The 16,727-nt window shown below is 70.9% G+C and carries 15 protein-coding genes; 9 read left to right on the top strand and 6 right to left on the bottom strand.

Going from position 1 to position 16,727, the window contains the following annotated elements:
• Positions 1 to 990, bottom strand: coding sequence for an NAD(P)/FAD-dependent oxidoreductase (locus OG439_RS31340; RefSeq protein WP_326944333.1), 990 nt, complete (start codon positions 988 to 990; stop codon positions 1 to 3).
• A gap of 554 nt (positions 991 to 1,544) precedes the next feature.
• Between OG439_RS31340 and OG439_RS31345 the strand changes: the two genes are divergently transcribed.
• Entirely contained in the window at positions 1,545 to 2,942 is a 1,398-nt protein-coding gene (locus OG439_RS31345) for a class II fumarate hydratase (RefSeq protein ID WP_326944334.1), read from the top strand.
• A 4-nt stretch (positions 2,943 to 2,946) separates the two neighbouring features.
• Here OG439_RS31345 and OG439_RS31350 read toward each other — a convergent pair whose 3' ends face one another.
• Positions 2,947 to 3,972, bottom strand: coding sequence for an aldo/keto reductase (locus OG439_RS31350; RefSeq protein WP_326944335.1), 1,026 nt, complete (start codon positions 3,970 to 3,972; stop codon positions 2,947 to 2,949).
• A gap of 102 nt (positions 3,973 to 4,074) precedes the next feature.
• Between OG439_RS31350 and OG439_RS31355 the strand changes: the two genes are divergently transcribed.
• The 4 genes from OG439_RS31355 (at position 4,075) to OG439_RS31370 (ending at position 8,760) form a co-directional block, all read left to right on the top strand.
• Positions 4,075 to 4,929: a helix-turn-helix transcriptional regulator gene (locus tag OG439_RS31355; RefSeq protein ID WP_326944336.1), complete on the top strand. Its 855-nt coding sequence runs from the start codon at positions 4,075 to 4,077 to the stop codon at positions 4,927 to 4,929.
• A gap of 66 nt (positions 4,930 to 4,995) precedes the next feature.
• A complete protein-coding gene (locus tag OG439_RS31360; RefSeq protein WP_326944337.1) occupies positions 4,996 to 6,543 on the top strand; it encodes an ATP-dependent DNA ligase in 1,548 nt (515 codons plus the stop codon).
• Positions 6,544 to 6,664: 121 nt separating this feature from the next.
• Positions 6,665 to 7,957, top strand: a complete 1,293-nt coding sequence (locus OG439_RS31365) for a S53 family peptidase (protein ID WP_326944338.1) — start codon at positions 6,665 to 6,667, stop codon at positions 7,955 to 7,957.
• A gap of 128 nt (positions 7,958 to 8,085) precedes the next feature.
• Positions 8,086 to 8,760, top strand: coding sequence for a Pr6Pr family membrane protein (locus tag OG439_RS31370; protein ID WP_326944339.1), 675 nt, complete (start codon positions 8,086 to 8,088; stop codon positions 8,758 to 8,760).
• A gap of 15 nt (positions 8,761 to 8,775) precedes the next feature.
• On the opposite strand, the gene OG439_RS31375 is transcribed toward OG439_RS31370, so the two are convergent.
• On the bottom strand, positions 8,776 to 9,990 hold the full coding sequence (locus tag OG439_RS31375; protein ID WP_326944340.1) for an NADH:flavin oxidoreductase/NADH oxidase family protein: 1,215 nt from the start codon (positions 9,988 to 9,990) through the stop codon (positions 8,776 to 8,778).
• A gap of 102 nt (positions 9,991 to 10,092) precedes the next feature.
• Here OG439_RS31375 and OG439_RS31380 point away from each other — a divergent pair, with 102 nt between their 5' ends.
• Positions 10,093 to 10,716, top strand: coding sequence for an MBL fold metallo-hydrolase (locus tag OG439_RS31380; RefSeq protein ID WP_326944341.1), 624 nt, complete (start codon positions 10,093 to 10,095; stop codon positions 10,714 to 10,716).
• Positions 10,717 to 10,804: 88 nt separating this feature from the next.
• Here OG439_RS31380 and OG439_RS31385 read toward each other — a convergent pair whose 3' ends face one another.
• A complete protein-coding gene (locus OG439_RS31385; RefSeq protein ID WP_326944342.1) occupies positions 10,805 to 11,272 on the bottom strand; it encodes a DUF309 domain-containing protein in 468 nt (155 codons plus the stop codon).
• 67 nt (positions 11,273 to 11,339) lie between these two features.
• Between OG439_RS31385 and OG439_RS31390 the strand changes: the two genes are divergently transcribed.
• Positions 11,340 to 12,779, top strand: a complete 1,440-nt coding sequence (locus OG439_RS31390; RefSeq protein WP_326944343.1) for a GuaB1 family IMP dehydrogenase-related protein — start codon at positions 11,340 to 11,342, stop codon at positions 12,777 to 12,779.
• A 64-nt stretch (positions 12,780 to 12,843) separates the two neighbouring features.
• On the opposite strand, the gene OG439_RS31395 is transcribed toward OG439_RS31390, so the two are convergent.
• Positions 12,844 to 14,136, bottom strand: a complete 1,293-nt coding sequence (locus OG439_RS31395) for a PhoH family protein (protein ID WP_247057643.1) — start codon at positions 14,134 to 14,136, stop codon at positions 12,844 to 12,846.
• A 722-nt stretch (positions 14,137 to 14,858) separates the two neighbouring features.
• Between OG439_RS31395 and OG439_RS31400 the strand changes: the two genes are divergently transcribed.
• On the top strand, positions 14,859 to 15,110 hold the full coding sequence (locus tag OG439_RS31400; RefSeq protein ID WP_326944344.1) for a hypothetical protein: 252 nt from the start codon (positions 14,859 to 14,861) through the stop codon (positions 15,108 to 15,110).
• 60 nt (positions 15,111 to 15,170) lie between these two features.
• Here the strand turns inward: OG439_RS31400 and OG439_RS31405 are convergent, their stop codons facing one another.
• Positions 15,171 to 15,947, bottom strand: coding sequence for an isoprenyl transferase (locus OG439_RS31405; protein WP_256475555.1), 777 nt, complete (start codon positions 15,945 to 15,947; stop codon positions 15,171 to 15,173).
• 113 nt (positions 15,948 to 16,060) lie between these two features.
• On the opposite strand from OG439_RS31405, the gene trhA reads away from it, so the two are divergent.
• Positions 16,061 to 16,702: a PAQR family membrane homeostasis protein TrhA gene (gene trhA / locus OG439_RS31410; protein ID WP_371827657.1), complete on the top strand. Its 642-nt coding sequence runs from the start codon at positions 16,061 to 16,063 to the stop codon at positions 16,700 to 16,702.
• The last annotated feature ends 25 nt before the right edge of the window (positions 16,703 to 16,727 follow it).

Raw genomic sequence — 16,727 nt, forward strand, 5'->3', positions numbered from 1 at the left:
CTACTCCGCGTTGCTGGAGTGGCCCGGGAACAGGTGCGCGTCCGGGTCGAGCGCGACGGCGATGTTGTTGACGGCCGTCGCGGCCTCGCCGAAGCCGGTCGCGATCAGCTTGACCTTGCCCGGGTAGGCGGCGACGTCGCCCGCCGCGTAGACGCGTTCGCGCGGGGTCGCCATCGTCGAGTCGACGGCGATGGCGCGGTGGTCGATCTCCAGGCCCCAGCTCTCGATCGGCCCGAGGTCGGCGGTGAACCCGAGCGCGGCGACGACGGAGTTGGCCGGCAGCCGCTCTTCGCCGGTCGCCTTCACCGAGACGTCGACGGCTTCGAGCGCGCCGCTCGCGTCCTCGACGAACGCCGTGACCTCGGCGTCGGTGATGATCCGGGTGCCGAGCTCCCGCGCCTGCCGGACGATCGACTCGGCGGCGCGGAACTTCGCGCGGCGGTGCACGAGCGTCACGCTGGCCGCGACGGGGTGCAGCGCGAGCACCCAGTCGAACGCCGAGTCGCCGCCGCCGACGACCACGACGTGCTGCCCGGCGTGCGCCTGCAGCGCCGGGACGAAGTGGACCATGCCGCGCCCGAGCCAGCCGTCGCCGGCGGGCAGCGGCCGCGGGGTGAACTCGCCGATGCCCGCGGTGATCAGCACGGCGCCGGCGCGCAGGGTCTCCCCGCCGTCGAGGGTGAGCTCGACGCCGTTTCCGAGCGTCTCCAGCTTTTCGGCCTTGCGCCCCAGCAGGTAGGTCGGCTTCCACGGCGCGGCCTGCTGGACGAGGCCGTCGACGAGGTCGCGCCCCTTGACCGCGGCGAACCCGCCGACGTCGTAGATCATCTTCTCGGGGTACATCGCGGTCACCTGGCCGCCGGGCTCGGGCAGCGAGTCGACGATCGCCATCGAAAGCCCGCGAAACCCGGCGTAGTAGGCGGCGAAGAGGCCGGTCGGGCCCGCGCCGATGATCACGAGGTCGTAGGAGTCCCCAGAAGCTTCAGTCATGCTCGCTCCAGCCAGTGGTGGATGGCGGTGATCGAGAACACACCCGATCCTAGCCTCGCGGAGGCCCGGAGGTGGCCGACGCCACCACGCGGTGGCCGCGGGTGGTCTCGCCCCGCGGCGCGAACGGCCCGCTCGCACCCACGCGCTCGGCGCGAACGGCCCGCTCGTGCCCCACTCGGCGCGAACCGACCGCTCGCGAACGACCGGAATGCGCCTGCAGACCCCACCCGGCACCGCTCACGCTGACGCCAGTGGGCGGTTCACAGCCGATTCGGCACGAACGGACCGTTCGCGCGAGGCGGGACATCCACAGGCCACCTCGGATGTGGACAACTCGGCCTCCCAGGGTCACGAACGCCGGTTTGGTCACCGCCCGCCGATAAACTGGACGTGGGGACGCCCCCCTCGGGAGGGTGGGGGGCCGCTTGCCGGGGCCGGGCACACCCGCGACATCGCGGCGCGCGACCTCCGGCCGCTCAGCAGGCGGACCACCCCGGCGGAGGGTGCGCAACGCCACCACGCGGTACCCCGCCAACAGGTCCAGAATCGGTGTCATGGCTGACCAGGAATACCGGATCGAACACGACACGATGGGCGAGGTCCGCGTGCCGGTCGACGCGCTCTACCGTGCGCAGACGCAGCGGGCCGTCGAGAACTTCCCCATCTCCGGCCGGGGCCTGGAGCGTGCCCAGATCCGCGCGCTCGGCCTGCTCAAGGCGGCCGCCGCGCGCGTCAACCTCAAGCTCGGCGTGCTCGACGCCGACGTCGCCGACGCCATCGCCAAGGCCGCCGACGAGGTCGCCGAGGGCGTCCACGACGCGCACTTCCCGATCGACGTCTTCCAGACCGGCTCGGGGACGTCGTCGAACATGAACGCCAACGAGGTCATCGCGACGCTCGCCACCCGGACCCTCGGCCGGGACGTGCACCCGAACGACCACGTCAACGCGTCGCAGTCGTCCAACGACACCTTCCCGACGACGATCCACGTCGCCGCGACCGAAGCCGTGCTCAAGGACGTCATCCCGGCGCTCGACCACCTCGCCGGCGCCATCGAGACGCGCGCCGCGGAGTGGACGGACGTCGTGAAGTCCGGCCGCACGCACCTGATGGACGCGGTGCCGATCACTCTGGGCCAGGAGGCCGGCGCGTGGGCGTCGCAGGTCCGCTACGGCATCGAACGGCTGAAGTCCGGCCTGCCGCGCCTCGGTGAGCTGCCGATCGGCGGCACCGCCGTCGGATCCGGCCTCAACGCACCCGACGGCTTCGGAAGCGCCGTCGCCGCCGAGCTGGCGTCGGTCACCGGGCTGCCGCTGACCGAGGCCCGCGACCACTTCGAGGCGCAGGCGACGCAGGACAGCGTCGTCGAGACGTCCGGGCACCTGCGCACGCTCGCCGTGTCGCTCAACAAGATCGCGAACGACCTGCGCTGGCTGGGTTCCGGCCCGCGCACCGGCCTCGGCGAGCTGGCGCTGCCGGACCTGCAGCCGGGCTCGTCGATCATGCCGGGCAAGGTGAACCCGGTGATCCCGGAGGCGACGCTGCAGGTCGTCGCGCAGGTGATCGGCAACGACGCGGCCGTCGCCTTCGCCGGCGCGGCAGGCAACTTCCAGCTCAACGTCAACCTGCCGGTGATCGCCCGCAACGTCCTCGAGTCGGCCCGGCTGCTCGCCGCCGTCTCGCGGCTGCTGGCGGACAAGGTGTTCGACGGCGTCACGGCGAACGTCGAACGCACCCGGCTGTACGCCGAGGGTTCGCCGTCGATCGTGACGCCGTTGAACAAGTACATCGGTTACGAAGAGGCCGCCGCGGTCGCGAAGCAGGCCTTGAAGGAGCTGAAGACGATCCGCGAGGTCGTCATCGAACGCGGCTACGTCAAGGACGGCAAGCTCACCGAAGCGCAGCTCGACGAGGCTCTCGACGTGCTCCGCATGGCCCGCGGCGGCAAGTGAGCGGCTACCGCCGGCGCAGGAGCTTGTCCGCCAGCGCCGGCGGGGTGTAGTCCTTCTCCGCCGGGTTCAGGTCGGTGCCCGGCGGGACGATCTCGTCGATCCGGTCCAGCACGTCGCCGTCCAGCTCCAGGTCGGCGCCCGCCAGCAGGTCGTCGAGCTGGGCCGGCGTGCGCGGGCCGATGATCGCCGACGTCACGCCCGGGTGCGCCCGGACGAACGCCGTCGCCAGATGGGTCATAGGCCGGCCCAGGTCGTCGGCGATCTTCTTCAGCTGCGCGATGGCCTCGAACTTGACGGCGTTCTCCGGCAGCGCCGGGTCGAACTTGTGCGCCTGCAACGTCCGACGGCCTTCGGAAAGGTCCACATCGGACGGCTTCAGGTACTTGCCCGACAGCCAGCCGCTGGCCAGCGGGCTCCACGTGAGCACGCCCATGCCGTACTTCTGCGCCGTCGGCAGCACCGCGGCCTCGATCGCCCGGTTGAAGATCGAGTACGGCGGCTGCTCGGCGCGGAACCGCACCAGGCCGCGCTTTTCCGCCACCCACTGGGCTTCCACGATCTGCTCGGCCGGGAAGTCCGACGACCCGACCGCGCGCACCTTCCCCGACCGGACGAAGTCCGAGAGCACCGAGAGCGTCTCTTCGATGTCGGTCGTCGGATCCGGCCGGTGGACCTGATAGAGGTCGACGTAGTCGGTGTCGAGGCGCCGCAGGCTGTCCTCCAGCGCGCGGGTCAGCCAGCGCCGCGAAAGACCGCCCTGGTTCGGGTCGTCGCCCATCCGGAAGAAACCCTTGGTGGCGAGCACGACGTCGTCGCGACGGCCCTTGAGCGCCTTCCCGACGATCTGCTCGTTCTCGCCGTTCGAGTACATGTCCGCGGTGTCCCAGAAGTTCACGCCCGCGTCGAGCGCGGTGTGCAGCATCCGGACGCCCTCTTCGTGGTCCGGGTTGCCCCACTGGCCGAGCATCATGGCGCCGAACGCGTACTCGCTGACCGAGATCCCCGTGCCACCCAGAATTCGTCGTTTCATGCCTCCACCCTGCGGGCGGTTCCGGGGCCGAGCCAGGCCGCGTCCTGCCTGGGTCCGGCAGTACCAGGCTGCCCCGCCGGGATCCGGGGGATACTTGTCGACATGAGTGACGCAGCCGAGCTCGGCGCCTTCCTGAAGGCGCGTCGCGCCGCCCTCGAACCGGAGGAAGTCGGCCTGCCGCAGGGGATCACCCGGCGCCGCGTGGCCGGGCTGCGCCGCGAGGAGATCGCCCAGCTCGCGGGCATCAGCGTCGACTACTACACGCGGCTGGAGCAGGGCCGTGCGAAGAACGTCTCGGACGCGATCCTCGACGCGCTGGCCCGCGCGTTGCGGCTGCGGCCGGACGAGGAGTCCTACCTGCGCAACCTCGCCGCGCCGAAGCGCCGTGACCGGCTCGGGCCCCAGCGCGTCCGGCCCGAGCTGCAGCTCATGCTGGACGCCGTCCAGGCGCCCGCGTTCATCTTCGGCCGCTACCTGGACGTGCTGGCGTGGAACGCGCTCGGCGGCGCGGTCGCGTTCGACTTCGGCAACCTCGACGAGCGCAGCATGCCGAAGCTGTTCTTCCTGGACGAGCGCGCGAAGCAGCTGCACCCCGAGTACGACGCGGTGTGCCGCGAACTGGTCGCGAACCTGCGCGCCGAGAGCGGCCGGCACCCCGGCGACCCGGGGTTCGCTCAGCTGATCGGCGAGCTTTCCCTGGCCAGCGCGCGGTTCCGAACGCTGTGGGCCGAGCACCACGTGCAGGAGAAGGCCCAGGGCTGGAAGCTCATGCGGAACCCGGTCGTCGGCGAGCTGCGGCTGCGCTACGAGACGCTGCGCCTGCCCGACGACCCGGACCAGGGCATGGTGATCTACCACGCCGAACCCGGTTCGGAGTCCGCCCGCGCGCTCGGCCTGCTGGCCAGCTGGATCGCCGAGGCCCCCAGCGCCGACCGGCCGGTGAACTTCCGTTCGTAGTGGCCTTGACCAGGGCGGATGTCCGGCCGACGAGAAATTGTCGGTGGTCGGGGTCATGATGTCCGAGTGTTGCTCAGCGAGATAGTCCAGGCGTCCGCCGACCTGGCGGCGACGAGGTCCAGGAAGGCGAAGATCGCCCTCCTGGCCACGCTGCTGCGCGCGGCCGAGGTCGCGGAGCTGCCCGTGGTGATCGCGTACCTGACCGGGCAGACGGCGCAGGACCGGCTGGGTGCGGGCTGGCGCACCCTGGCCGGGCTCGGCACGTCACCGGCCGACGAGCCCACGATCACGGTCGCCGAGGTCGACACGGCGTTGACCGAGGCCGCGGGCGTGGCGGCGGGCACCGGCTCGTCGACACGGCGGCAGGAGGTGCTGCGCGCGCTGTTCGTCCGGCTCACGAAGGGCGAGCAGGAGTTCCTGTTCCGGCTGGTCACCGGCGAGCTGCGGCAGGGCGCGCTCGAGGGCGTGATGGTCGACGCGGTCGCGGCGGCGGCCGACGTCCCGGCCGTGGACGTCCGGCGGGCGTTCATGCTCTCCGGCAAGCTGCCGACCACCGGCGTCGCGGCCCTGACCGGCGGGCAGGCGGCGCTGGCGGAGTTCCGGCTGACGCTGGGCACGCCGATCCGGCCGATGCTGGCGTCGCCGGCGGAGTCGCTGGAAGAGGCCGTCACCGAGCACGCCGAGGCGATCGTCGAGTACAAAATGGACGGTGCGCGGATCCAGGTGCACCGCCAGGGTGACGAGGTGCACGTCTGGACGCGGACGCTGCGCGAGATCACCGGCAGCGTCCAGGAACTGGTCGAGCTGGTGCGGGCGCTGCCGTGCGAATCGGTGGTGCTCGACGGCGAAACGCTGGCCCTGACCGACGCCGGGCGGCCGCGGCCGTTTCAGGACACGATGAGTCGGTTCGGCAGCACCCGCGAGGAACAGGTGAAGGCGCTGCTGCTGCGGCCGTACTTCTTCGACTGCCTGCACCTCGACGGCGTCGACCTGTTGGACGCGCCGCTGTCCGAGCGCAACGCGGCGCTGCGCAAGGTCGCCGGGGCGCACGTGATCCCCGGCGAGGTGGGCGTTGCGCGCGCCGCCGAGGTGCTGGAGGCGGCGATGGACGCCGGGCACGAGGGCGTGATGGTCAAGGACCTGGCGGCGCCGTACGCGGCCGGGCGGCGCGGGCGGGCTTGGCTCAAGGTCAAGCCGGTGCACACGATCGACCTCGTGGTGCTCGCGGCGGAGTGGGGTCACGGCCGGCGCACGGGCAAGCTGTCGAACCTGCACCTGGGCGCCCGCGACCCGGACGGCGGCCCGCCGATCATGGTGGGCAAGACGTTCAAGGGCATGACCGACGAGCTGCTCGCCTGGCAGACGTCGACGTTCCAGGAGATCGAAACCCACCGCGACGACTGGACGGTGTACGTCCGCCCGGAGGTCGTGGTGGAGATCGAGCTGGACAGCGCCCAGGTCAGCACGCGCTACCCCGGCGGCCTCGCGCTGCGCTTCGCCCGGGTGGTCCGCTACCGCCCGGACAAGGAAGCCGGGGACGCGGACACGATCGACGCGGTCCGCGGCCTGTTGCAGGGCGACCGCTCGGAAGGAGGCGGGCAACGAAAGTCTTGATAACGACATCTCGCGCGTCGGTGGTGCTTTCCTCCTAAAAGGAAAGACGAAAGTCGATGTTGCCTACTCCCCTTCCTGACCAGAGTGGCTGACGGAGTTCCTTCAGCCAGGGGAGAAAAGCATGAGACTGCGCGCTGCCGCCGGCTTGCTCGCGAGCACGACCCTGCTCGTGACCGCGTTCGCCGCACCCGCCGGTGCGACGCCCGTGCCGAGCACGCCGGACGCCGGGCACCAGCCGTCGAAGCACCACTTCTCGGCGGCCGCGCAGTCGTTCGTCGGCGCGGACACCGTGCAGAAGCGCGTCGCGAAGCTGGAAGCCGCGATGTCGACGTTGCCGAAGGAGAGCACCGCCTACAACGCGACGAAGCTCTGGAACCAGGGCATCACCGGCGCGGGCAGCACCGTCACGACGCTGGTGTCGTTCGGCGACGACCAGGTCAAGCAGGTGCTCGACACCTACTCGAAGAACCACGGCCTGCCGCCGGCGAACGTCGAGATCCTGCAGCCGTCCGGTCCGGTGCCGGCGTGCACCGACCCCGGCGTCGACACCGCGACCTGCCAGGGCTGGGGCGGCGAGACCGACCTCGACGTCACGATGATGCACGCCTTGGCGCCGAACGCGAAGATCATCGTCGCGGCCACCCCGGTCGCCGAGACGCAGGGCTTCACCGGCTTGCCCGAGATGATGCACGCGGTCGACTACCTGACCGAGCACAAGCTGACCGACGTCATCTCGATGAGCTTCGGCACGACCGAGGAGAACTTCCCGTCGTTCGACTCGATCAAGACGCTCGACCCGGCGCTGGAGCGCGCGAGCAAGGCCGGCATCACGATGGTCGCCTCCTCCGGTGACGACGGCCCGACCGGCGGCTACCTCTACGGCCCGGGCAACTACCCGTACCGCGTCGCGAGCTGGCCGGCGTCCGACCCGCGCGTCACGACGCTCGGCGGCACCCAGCTGCACCTCGACACGACCGGCGCCCGCACCAAGCCGGATGACGTCGTGAACGTCGCCGACAACGGCTTCTCCGAAGGTGCCGGCCTCTCCAAGACGTACGCGCGGCCGAACTGGCAGGACGGCGTCAAGAAGATCACCGGCAGCAAGATGCGCTCGTTCCCGGACATCAGCATGGAAGGCGTGTTCGGCACGTCGCAGTCCGCGCCGCTGTTCGCCGGCGTGCTCGCACTGGCCGTGCAGGCCAAGGGCGGCAAGCTCGGCCAGATCAACCCGGCGCTGTACACGAAGCTGGGCCCGGCCGGCACCAAGGCGGGCATCATCGACGTGACCGAAGGCGACAACAGCCAGGACGGCGTGACCGGCTTCACCGCGGCGAAGGGCTTCGACGTCGCCAGCGGCTGGGGCACGGTCGACGCGTCGGTCTTCGTTCCCGCGCTGGTCAAGGCGCTGAAGTAAGCCACCGGGCGCGCCCCGGACGCACACCGCCCGGGGCGCGCTCGGGTTCAACCACGGCAGCCGAGCACGACACGATCGAGTGGTCCACAAAGGATCCACCGGCGGTTACCAGCCGGTATCCTCCGAGGATGTACGGCTCGAAGCTCACGCGCGTCTCGTTCGCGGTCATCGCCGTGGTCGCGCTGACCGGCCTGGTCAGCCAGGTGATCGCCACCGCGGGCGACACCACCGGGCAGTACCGCACCGCGGGCGCGCGGATCGCGAACATGTTCTGCTTCTTCACGATCGACTCGAACCTGCTGGTCGCCGTGACCTCGCTGCTGGTCGCGCTGGGCGCCGCCCGCGTCACCGGGCCGTTCCGCGTGTTCTGGCTCGACGCGCTCGCCGGCATCATCGTGACCGGCGTCGTCTACCAGGTCGCCCTCTCCGGCCTGTACGAGCTGAACGGGCTCTCGCTGTTCGCCGACACCATGCTGCACAAGGTGACGCCGATCCTGTTCGTGCTCGGCTGGCTCTTCGCCGGCCCGCGCGGCGCGCTGACCTGGCCGACCGTGTGGTGGTCGCTGATCTACCCGGCGGCGTGGCTCGCGTTCACGCTGGTGCGCGGCGCGTTCACCGGCTTCTACCCGTACCCGTTCGTCGACGCGGACGCGCTCGGCTACGGCCGCGTGACGCTCAACTGCGTCGTCATCGGGGTCCTCTTCACCGCGCTCGCGGCGGGGTTGTTCCTGGCCGACCGGGCGTTCCACCGCCGCGCGCTCCACCGGGCCGCGACCGCCGAGCCGCAGCCCGAAGTCGTCTGAGCCGGCTCCAGCCGGCTAACCGCGGACGCGGCGGAACGCGTTGAGCCCGTCGGTGACCCCGGCCTGCACGAGCGTCAGCGCCGCACCCCGCCGGTCGACCGGCCGCCCGGACGCGATCCGGTGCATCTGCCGGGTGTGCCACTGGATCTCCAGCAGGCTGTCGGCCAGCCGGATGCCGGTCTTCGGGCAGCGCCGCTGCGCCTCGACGTCCTCGCCGGCCAGCAACCGGGCAGGCAGCCCGGGGTCGACGACGAGTGGCCGGCCGAGGCCGATGACGTCGAGTTCGCCGGAGCCGAGCGCGTCGGCCATCCCGCCGGGCGTGGTGAAACCGCCGGTGACCATCAGCGCGACGTCGGAGACGTTGCGCGCCTTCGCCGCGTAGTCCAGGAAGTACGCTTCGCGCGCTTGAGTGCTCGCCCGGCCCGAGCCCATCATCACGGCCTTCTCGTACGTGCCGCCGGAGACTTCCAGCAGGTCCAGCCCGGCTTCGCCGAGCGCGTGGACGACCTCGAGCGACTCGTCCTCGGTGAAGCCGCCGCGCTGGAAGTCGGCGCTGTTGAGCTTGACCGACACCGGGACGTCGTCGCCGACGGCGTCCCGCACGCGCCGCACGACCTCGAGCAGGAACCGCCGCCGACCGGCGGCGTCACCGCCCCACGCGTCGGTCCGCCGGTTGGTCAGCGGCGAGAGGAACTGGGAGACGAGGTAGCCGTGCGCGCCGTGGATCTGCACGCCCGCGAAGCCCGCGTCGACGAACGTGCGGGCCGCGACGCCGAAGCGTTCGATGATCGCTTCGATCTCTTCGCCGGACAGGGCGCGCGGAGCGGCGAAGGCGGTACGCACGCCTCGATCGCCGAAGGGCACGGCGGACGGCGCGACCGGCTGCCGCGACAAGTAGCGCGGGCTCTGCCGGCCCGGGTGGTTCAGCTGCACCCATAGCTGCGTGCCGGTGCCCTCGACCGACCGCGCCCACGGCCGGTAGACGCCGGGGTCGGGGCTCAGCGCGACGTTGCGCGGCTCGCCCAGCGCGCTCGGGTCGACCATGACGTTGCCGGTGATCAGCGCGCCGGCGCCGCCGCGGGCCCAGGTCCGGTACAGCTCGGCCAGCTCGCGGGTCGGGGCGTTGCGCCGGTCGCCGAGCTGCTCGCTGAGCGCCGACTTGACCAGCCGGTTGGGCAGCACGGCGCCGCAGCGCAGCTTGAGCGGCTCGGCCAGCAGGTCGTGGGTCATCGCGTGCTCCCCTCGTAGCGTACTTACCGGCGGTAACCTTACCCGAAAGTAGATACCGCCGGTATGCCATCGGCTCGGCGACAGCCCACTAGGGTCTGCCGCATGACCGCGATCGTGCAGAACCTGGTGACCTCCGGCGTCTTCGAGCTCGACGGAGGCAGCTGGGACGTCGACAACAACGTGTGGATCGTGGGCGACGACGCGGAGGTGATCGTGATCGACGCCGCGCACGACGCGAAGGCGATCGAGAACGTCGTCGGCGACCGGAAACTGGTCGCGATCGTCTGCACGCACGCGCACAACGACCACGTCAACGCCGCCCCAGCGCTCGCCGAAGCCACCGGCGCGCCGATCCTGCTGCACCCGGCGGACCGGGTCGTCTGGGACCTCACGCACCCGGACCGCGCACCGGACGGCGAGCTCGCGGACGGCCAGACGATCACCATCGCGGGCACGGACCTGCGCGTCATCCACACGCCGGGCCACGCACCGGGCGCGGTCTGCCTCTACGCCGAAGAGCTGGGCGTCCTGTTCACCGGCGACACCCTGTTCCACGGCGGCCCCGGCGCCACCGGACGGTCCTATTCGGACTACCCGACCATCGTGAAGTCCATCCGCGAGAAGCTGTTCACCCTCCCGGACGCGACAAAGGTGCACACGGGCCACGGCGAGGGCACGAAGCTCGGCGCCGAGAAGTCCGCTTCGAGCGGCTGGGACCAGCCCTGAGAAGCGGCGGCACTTTCACGTGAAAGTGCCGCCTCAGGAAGTGTGCTTCCGGGCGAAGAGGTAGCCGAGCGCGTGGCTCCCAGGGCGGTCAGCACGTCAGCCGTGGCGGGACGGGCTCCACCCGGACCCGCTGCTTCGCCTCTTCCACCAGGTTCCGCGCCCACTGCTGCAGCCCGGCGACGTCGATCCCGTGCGGCGGCTCGCTCCGGAACGGCTCGATGTTCGCCGCGCCGCGCTCCAGCAGCGATGCCGCTCCGGACGTGTTGCCGCGTGCCGCGTGTGTCAGGCCGACCGCCAGCTGTGCGAGGCCGCGCCACAGCTCGCGGTCCGGGCCGTCAGAGGTCTTCCAGGCGTCCTCGAAGACCTCGTGCGCGTGGAACGGCTTGCCGTCGTCGAGCAGGTGCTGGGCTTCCGCAAGCGTTTGCGCCGGGGTCCGGACGATGCCCTCCGGCTGCCGCTCGACGCCGTCGGCGCCGTACGGCAGCGGGCGGCCGAGGCCGTCGCGTGGCCGTGCGTTGCGTGCTCGCCCCTCGGCGTCCCGGTCGCGGCGGCTCATGCCCTGATCCTCCCACGCACCCGGCCGCGTTCGCCGTCTCCCGCCGAGCCACGTAGCCTGGGGACTCGTGCGTTTCCTCGACGGCCACCGGCCCGCCCACGACCTGACCTACGACGACGTGTTCCTGTTGCCGAACCGTTCGGACGTGGAGTCCCGCTTCGACGTCGACCTGTCCACCGCGGACGGCACCGGCGCCACCATCCCGATCGTCGTGGCGAACATGACCGCCGTCGCCGGCCGCCGGATGGCCGAGACCGTCGCCCGCCGCGGCGGCCTGGTGGTGCTGCCCCAGGACGTCGACAGCGCGGCCGTCGCCGACATCGTCGGCTGGGTCAAGAGCCGCCACACCGTCTGGGACACGCCCCTGGTGCTGACCGGCGGTGACGCCGTCGCCGACGCCCTCAACCTGGTCCACAAGCGCTCCCACGGCGCCGTCGTGGTCGTGGACGGCGAAGGCCGCCCGACCGGCATCGTGACCGAAGCGGCGTGCGCGAACGTCGACCGCTTCGCGCGGCTCGCCGACGTCGCGCAGCCGCCGACCGCCGTCGTCCCGCTGGACACGCCGCCGCGGCACGTCTTCGAGCTGCTGCACGCCCAGGGCGCCCACCTGGCGCTGGGCCTGGACGCCGACGGCCGGCTCGCGGGCGTGCTGACCGCGGTCGGCGCGCTGCGCGCCGACATCTACACCCCGGCGGTCGACGACGGCGGCAGGCTGCGCGTCGCGGCCGCCGTCGGGGTCAACGGCGACGTCGCCGCGAAGGCCGCGGCCGTGCTGGAGGCGGGCGTCGACGTGCTGGTCGTCGACACCGCGCACGGCCACCAGGAGAAGATGATCGCCGCGCTGAAGGCCGTCCGGTCGGTGTTGCCGCAGGTCCCGGTGGTGGCCGGGAACGTCGTCACCGCCGAGGGCACGCGCGACCTGATCCAGGCCGGCGCGGACGTCGTCAAGGTCGGCGTCGGGCCGGGCGCGATGTGCACGACCCGGATGATGACCGGCGTCGGCCGCCCGCAGTTCTCCGCCGTCGCCGAGTGCGCGGCCGCCGCGCGCGAGCTGGGCAAGCACGTCTGGGCCGACGGCGGCGTCCGCCACCCGCGCGACGTCGCGCTGGCGCTGGCCGCGGGCGCGTCCGCGGCGATGGTCGGCTCGTGGTTCGCCGGCACCTACGAATCCCCCGGCGACCTGAGGTTCGACGAGCAGGGCCGGCCCTACAAGGAGTCGTTCGGCATGGCGTCGAAGCGCGCGGTGGGCGCCCGCACGCGCACGGACGGCTCGTTCGACCGCGCACGCAAGGCGCTGTTCGAGGAGGGCATCTCGTCGTCGCGGATGTCCCTCGACCCGGCGCGCCCGAGCGTCGAGGACCTGCTGGACTCGATCGGCTCCGGCGTCCGGTCCTCGTGCACCTACGCGGGCGCGCGCACCCTGGAGCAGTTCCACGAGCGCGCGGTACTGGGCGTCCAGTCGGCGGCCGGCTTCGCGGAGGGCCGCCCGCTCCCCTCGGGCTGGTAAACGCCGTGAAGGCCTCCTTACCGGCCATAAGAGCCGGCAAGGAGGCCTTCACGGACCTTCAAGCTCAGCCGTGGTCCTCCAGCATCTCGGTGACCAGGGCGGCGATCGGAGAGCGCTCCGAGCGCGTCAGCGTGACGTGCGCGAAGAGCGGGTGGCCCTTGAGCTTCTCGATCACCGCCGAGACGCCGTCGTGCCGCCCGACCCGCAGGTTGTCGCGCTGGGCGACGTCGTGGGTGAGCACCACGCGCGACGCCGTGCCGAGGCGGGAGAGCACCGTCAGCAGGACGTTGCGCTCCAGTGACTGCGCCTCGTCGACGATGACGAACGCGTCGTGCAGCGAGCGGCCGCGGATGTGCGTCAGCGGCAGCACCTCGAGCATGCCGCGGTCGAACACCTCGTCCAGGACTTCCTGGCTGACCAGCGCGCCGAGGGTGTCGAACACCGCCTGCGCCCAGGGCTGCATCTTCTCGCTCTCGGACCCGGGCAGGTAGCCGAGGTCCTGGCCGCCGACCGCGTAGACCGGCCGGAACACCACGACCTTGCGGTGCTGCCGGCGTTCCATCACGGCTTCGAGCCCGGCGCACAGCGCGAGCGCCGACTTGCCGGTGCCGGCGCGGCCGCCGAGGGAGACGATGCCGACGTCGGCGTCGAGCAGCAGGTCGAGCGCGATGCGCTGCTCGGCGCTGCGGCCGTGCAGGCCGAACGCCTCGCGGTCGCCCCGGACCAGCCGGATGCGCTTGTCGGCCGTGATCCGCCCGAGCCCGCTGGAGCTGCCCGCGAGCAGCCGCAGCCCGGTGTGGCAGGGCAGCTCGGCGAGCTCGTCCAGGCCGTACTCGACCGGGTCGACGGTGCCGCCGCTGAAGAGCGTGTCCAGCACCTCGTGCTCGACGTCCACGTCCGCCATGCCCGTCCAGCCCGATGGCGTGACGTCCTGCGCGCGGTACTCGTCCGCCTCGAGGCCGACGGCCCCGGCCTTGACCCGCAGCGGGATGTCCTTGGTCACCAGCGTGACCGCCGGGAACTCCGCCGCCAGGTTGAGCGCGCAGGCGAGGATCCGGTGGTCGTTGGAGTCCGTGCGGAACCCGATCGGGAGCACCGTCGGGTCCGAGTGGTTCAGCTCCACCTGCAGCGTGCCGCCGTGGTCCCCGATGGGGAGCGGCGCGTCGAGCCTGCCGTGCTGCCGGCGCAGGTCGTCGAGCATGCGCAGGGATTCCCGGGCGAACCAGCCCAGCTCCGGGTGGTGGCGCTTCGCCTCCAGTTCACTGATGACGACCAGCGGAAGCACGACTGCGTGTTCGGCGAACCGGGTCACCGCCCACGGGTCCGACAGGAGGACCGACGTGTCGAGCACGTACATGTGCTGCTGGGTTTGTGGCGAGGTCGAGGCTTTCTCCGGGCCAGGAACGGCACCGGTCGAAGAACGGCCAGAGGCCTTACGGGGTAAACGCTGCGCAGTCACGACGGCATCTCCCTCGAGGGCGTGTGCACCTCACGCCCGCACTCGCTGGGCCGGGCACCTCCCTGGCTGGACCACTCCGCCTGACGAGCTGTCAGGCGGCGCGGCCACGAGGGCCGGGTGCCGGCCCCCTCGTGCGTCTCGTGGGCGGCTGCGCCGCCCCCTCGATCACCGTCACGACCAGGGCCTCCCGCGAGGACCCGCACGGATCGCGTGCCCTCAACTCGGAAGGTACCTACGAATCGGTGATCGCGCAGGAAGCCAACCCGGTGATTCGCCAGATCGTCACCTCACTGTCGGTCGTCCGACATCAACGCCGGGTGACAGTGGCTCTGGGTAGTCGCCGTCTCGATCGATACTCACCCACCCGAATGATCTTGGTCAATTCACTGACTCGGCGTATTTACAAGATCGGCTTCGGGGTTCTACCACGTTCGGCTGAGGAATGCATTTTGCGTAGCGGAGAGAGAACCGTACCGAGTGAAAGGCCCTGCATCGGGCTCACACAATGGGCGTACAAGACGTACGAGAAGCCCGATAAGCGAGTAATTTTTTGACTGCGGGACACACCACCGGTCCGCCGGTGCCCCGGATCCCAACAGTTCTACCTAGGAGTGTGCGAAGTGCTGAAGAAGGCTGGTTTCGTGGCCGCCACCGCTGCGGGCCTCATGATGATCGGCAGCACCGCGTTCGCCGCCACGACGGACGACCACGGCTACACCCCGGACCCGTCGTTCGGCGACGCCTACGCCACGTTCATCGAGGGTGGCGGCGCGCTCGGCTACGGCGCGGCGTCCCTGGTCGCCGGTGCCTACGCCGGTGTGCTGACCTCGCCGGCGCTGGTGCTGCACTCGCTGGAGCACCACCACCACTGAGTCAGGTCGCGCGCAAGGCCCCGGAGTCCGCTCCGGGGCTTTTCGCCGTTTCCGAGGTGCTCAGGAACCGAACCGGCGGTGCCGCCAGGCGTAGTCGCGGATCGCCCGCAGGAAGTCGACCCGGCGGAATGCCGGCCAATAAGCTTCGGTGAACCAGAATTCCGAATGCGCGGACTGCCAGAGCAGGAATCCGGAAAGGCGTTGTTCTCCGGAAGTGCGGATGATGAGATCCGGATCCGGCTGCCCCGAGGTGTAGAGGTGCTCGGAGATGTGGTCGACGTCGAGGATCTTCGCCAGCTCGTGAATGCTGGTGCCCTCGTCGGCGTGGTGGAGCAGCAGCTTGCGCACGGCGTCCGCGATTTCCTGGCGCCCGCCGTAACCGACCGCGACGTTGACCTCCATGCCGGTGCGCCCTTCGGTGCGGGCGGCGGCTTCGCTGAGTCGCTTGGCGACTTCGGCGGGTAGCAGGTCGAGCGCCCCGACGATCCGGAGCCGCCACTGCGTGCCCGGCGCGGCGAGCTCGTCGGTGACGTCGGTGATGATCTTCAGCAGCGGTGTGAGCTCGTCCGGGTCGCGGTTGAGGTTGTCGGTCGAGAGCAGCCACATGGTGACGACCTCGACGTCGGCCTCGTGGCACCAGCTCAGGAAGTCCGCGATCTTCTTCGCGCCGGCCCGATGGCCGTCCGCGACGTCCGCGAAGCCCGCTTCACGCGCCCACCGGCGGTTGCCGTCGAGCATGATGGCGATGTGCCGGGGATGCCGGCCGCGGGCTTGCTGGATGAGGCGCCTGCCGTAGGCGCTGTACACGACGTCGGACAAGAAGGAGCGAACACTCACGTCGAGGAAGAGTACGCACCCGGTGTGAGGCGTGTGACTTGACCGCTGCCCGGGAACCCACGGTCCCCTAACCTGGTTGAGTGAGTGTGCAGACCGAACCCCCAGAGCCCGTAGTGGACCTGCGCCCCCGACTCCGGGGCCACATCCACTTCTGGACGTTCTTCGGCGCCCTCGCGGCGACGGCCGCGCTGATCACCCTGGCCGCGTCCACAGTGTCCGCGATCGCCACCCTGGCGGTGTCGATCTACGGCCTCACGATCCTGGGCCTGTTCGGCGTGAGCGCGCTGTACCACCGCCGGCTGTGGAGCCCCCGCGCGTACAAGTGGATGAAGCGCGCGGATCACTCGATGATCTTCCTGTTCATCGCGGGCACGTACACCCCGTTCACCCTGCTGGCGATGCCCAAGCCCACGGGCTACGTGGTCTTGTCGATCGTCTGGGGCGGCGCTGTTCTGGGCGTGGCGCTGAAGATGCTGTGGCCGCACGCACCGCGCTGGCTGGGCGTGCCGATCTACATCGCACTGGGCTACGTGGCGGTGTTCGTCTTCCCGGAACTGCTGTCCCACGCCGGAGTCGCGGCGCTGGTGCTGCTGTGCGTGGGCGGCCTGTTCTACACACTGGGAGCGGCGTTCTACGGCTTCAAGTGGCCGAACCACTGGCCGGATACGTTCGGGTACCACGAGTACTTCCACGCGTGCACCGTGCTGGCGGCGATTTGCCACTACATCGCGATCTGGCTGGCCATGTACGCCTAGCTGCGGTTTTACCCTTGTGGATCTT

This window comes from Amycolatopsis sp. NBC_01307, from assembly GCF_035975215.1.
Classification (GTDB): Bacteria; Actinomycetota; Actinomycetes; order Mycobacteriales; family Pseudonocardiaceae; genus Amycolatopsis.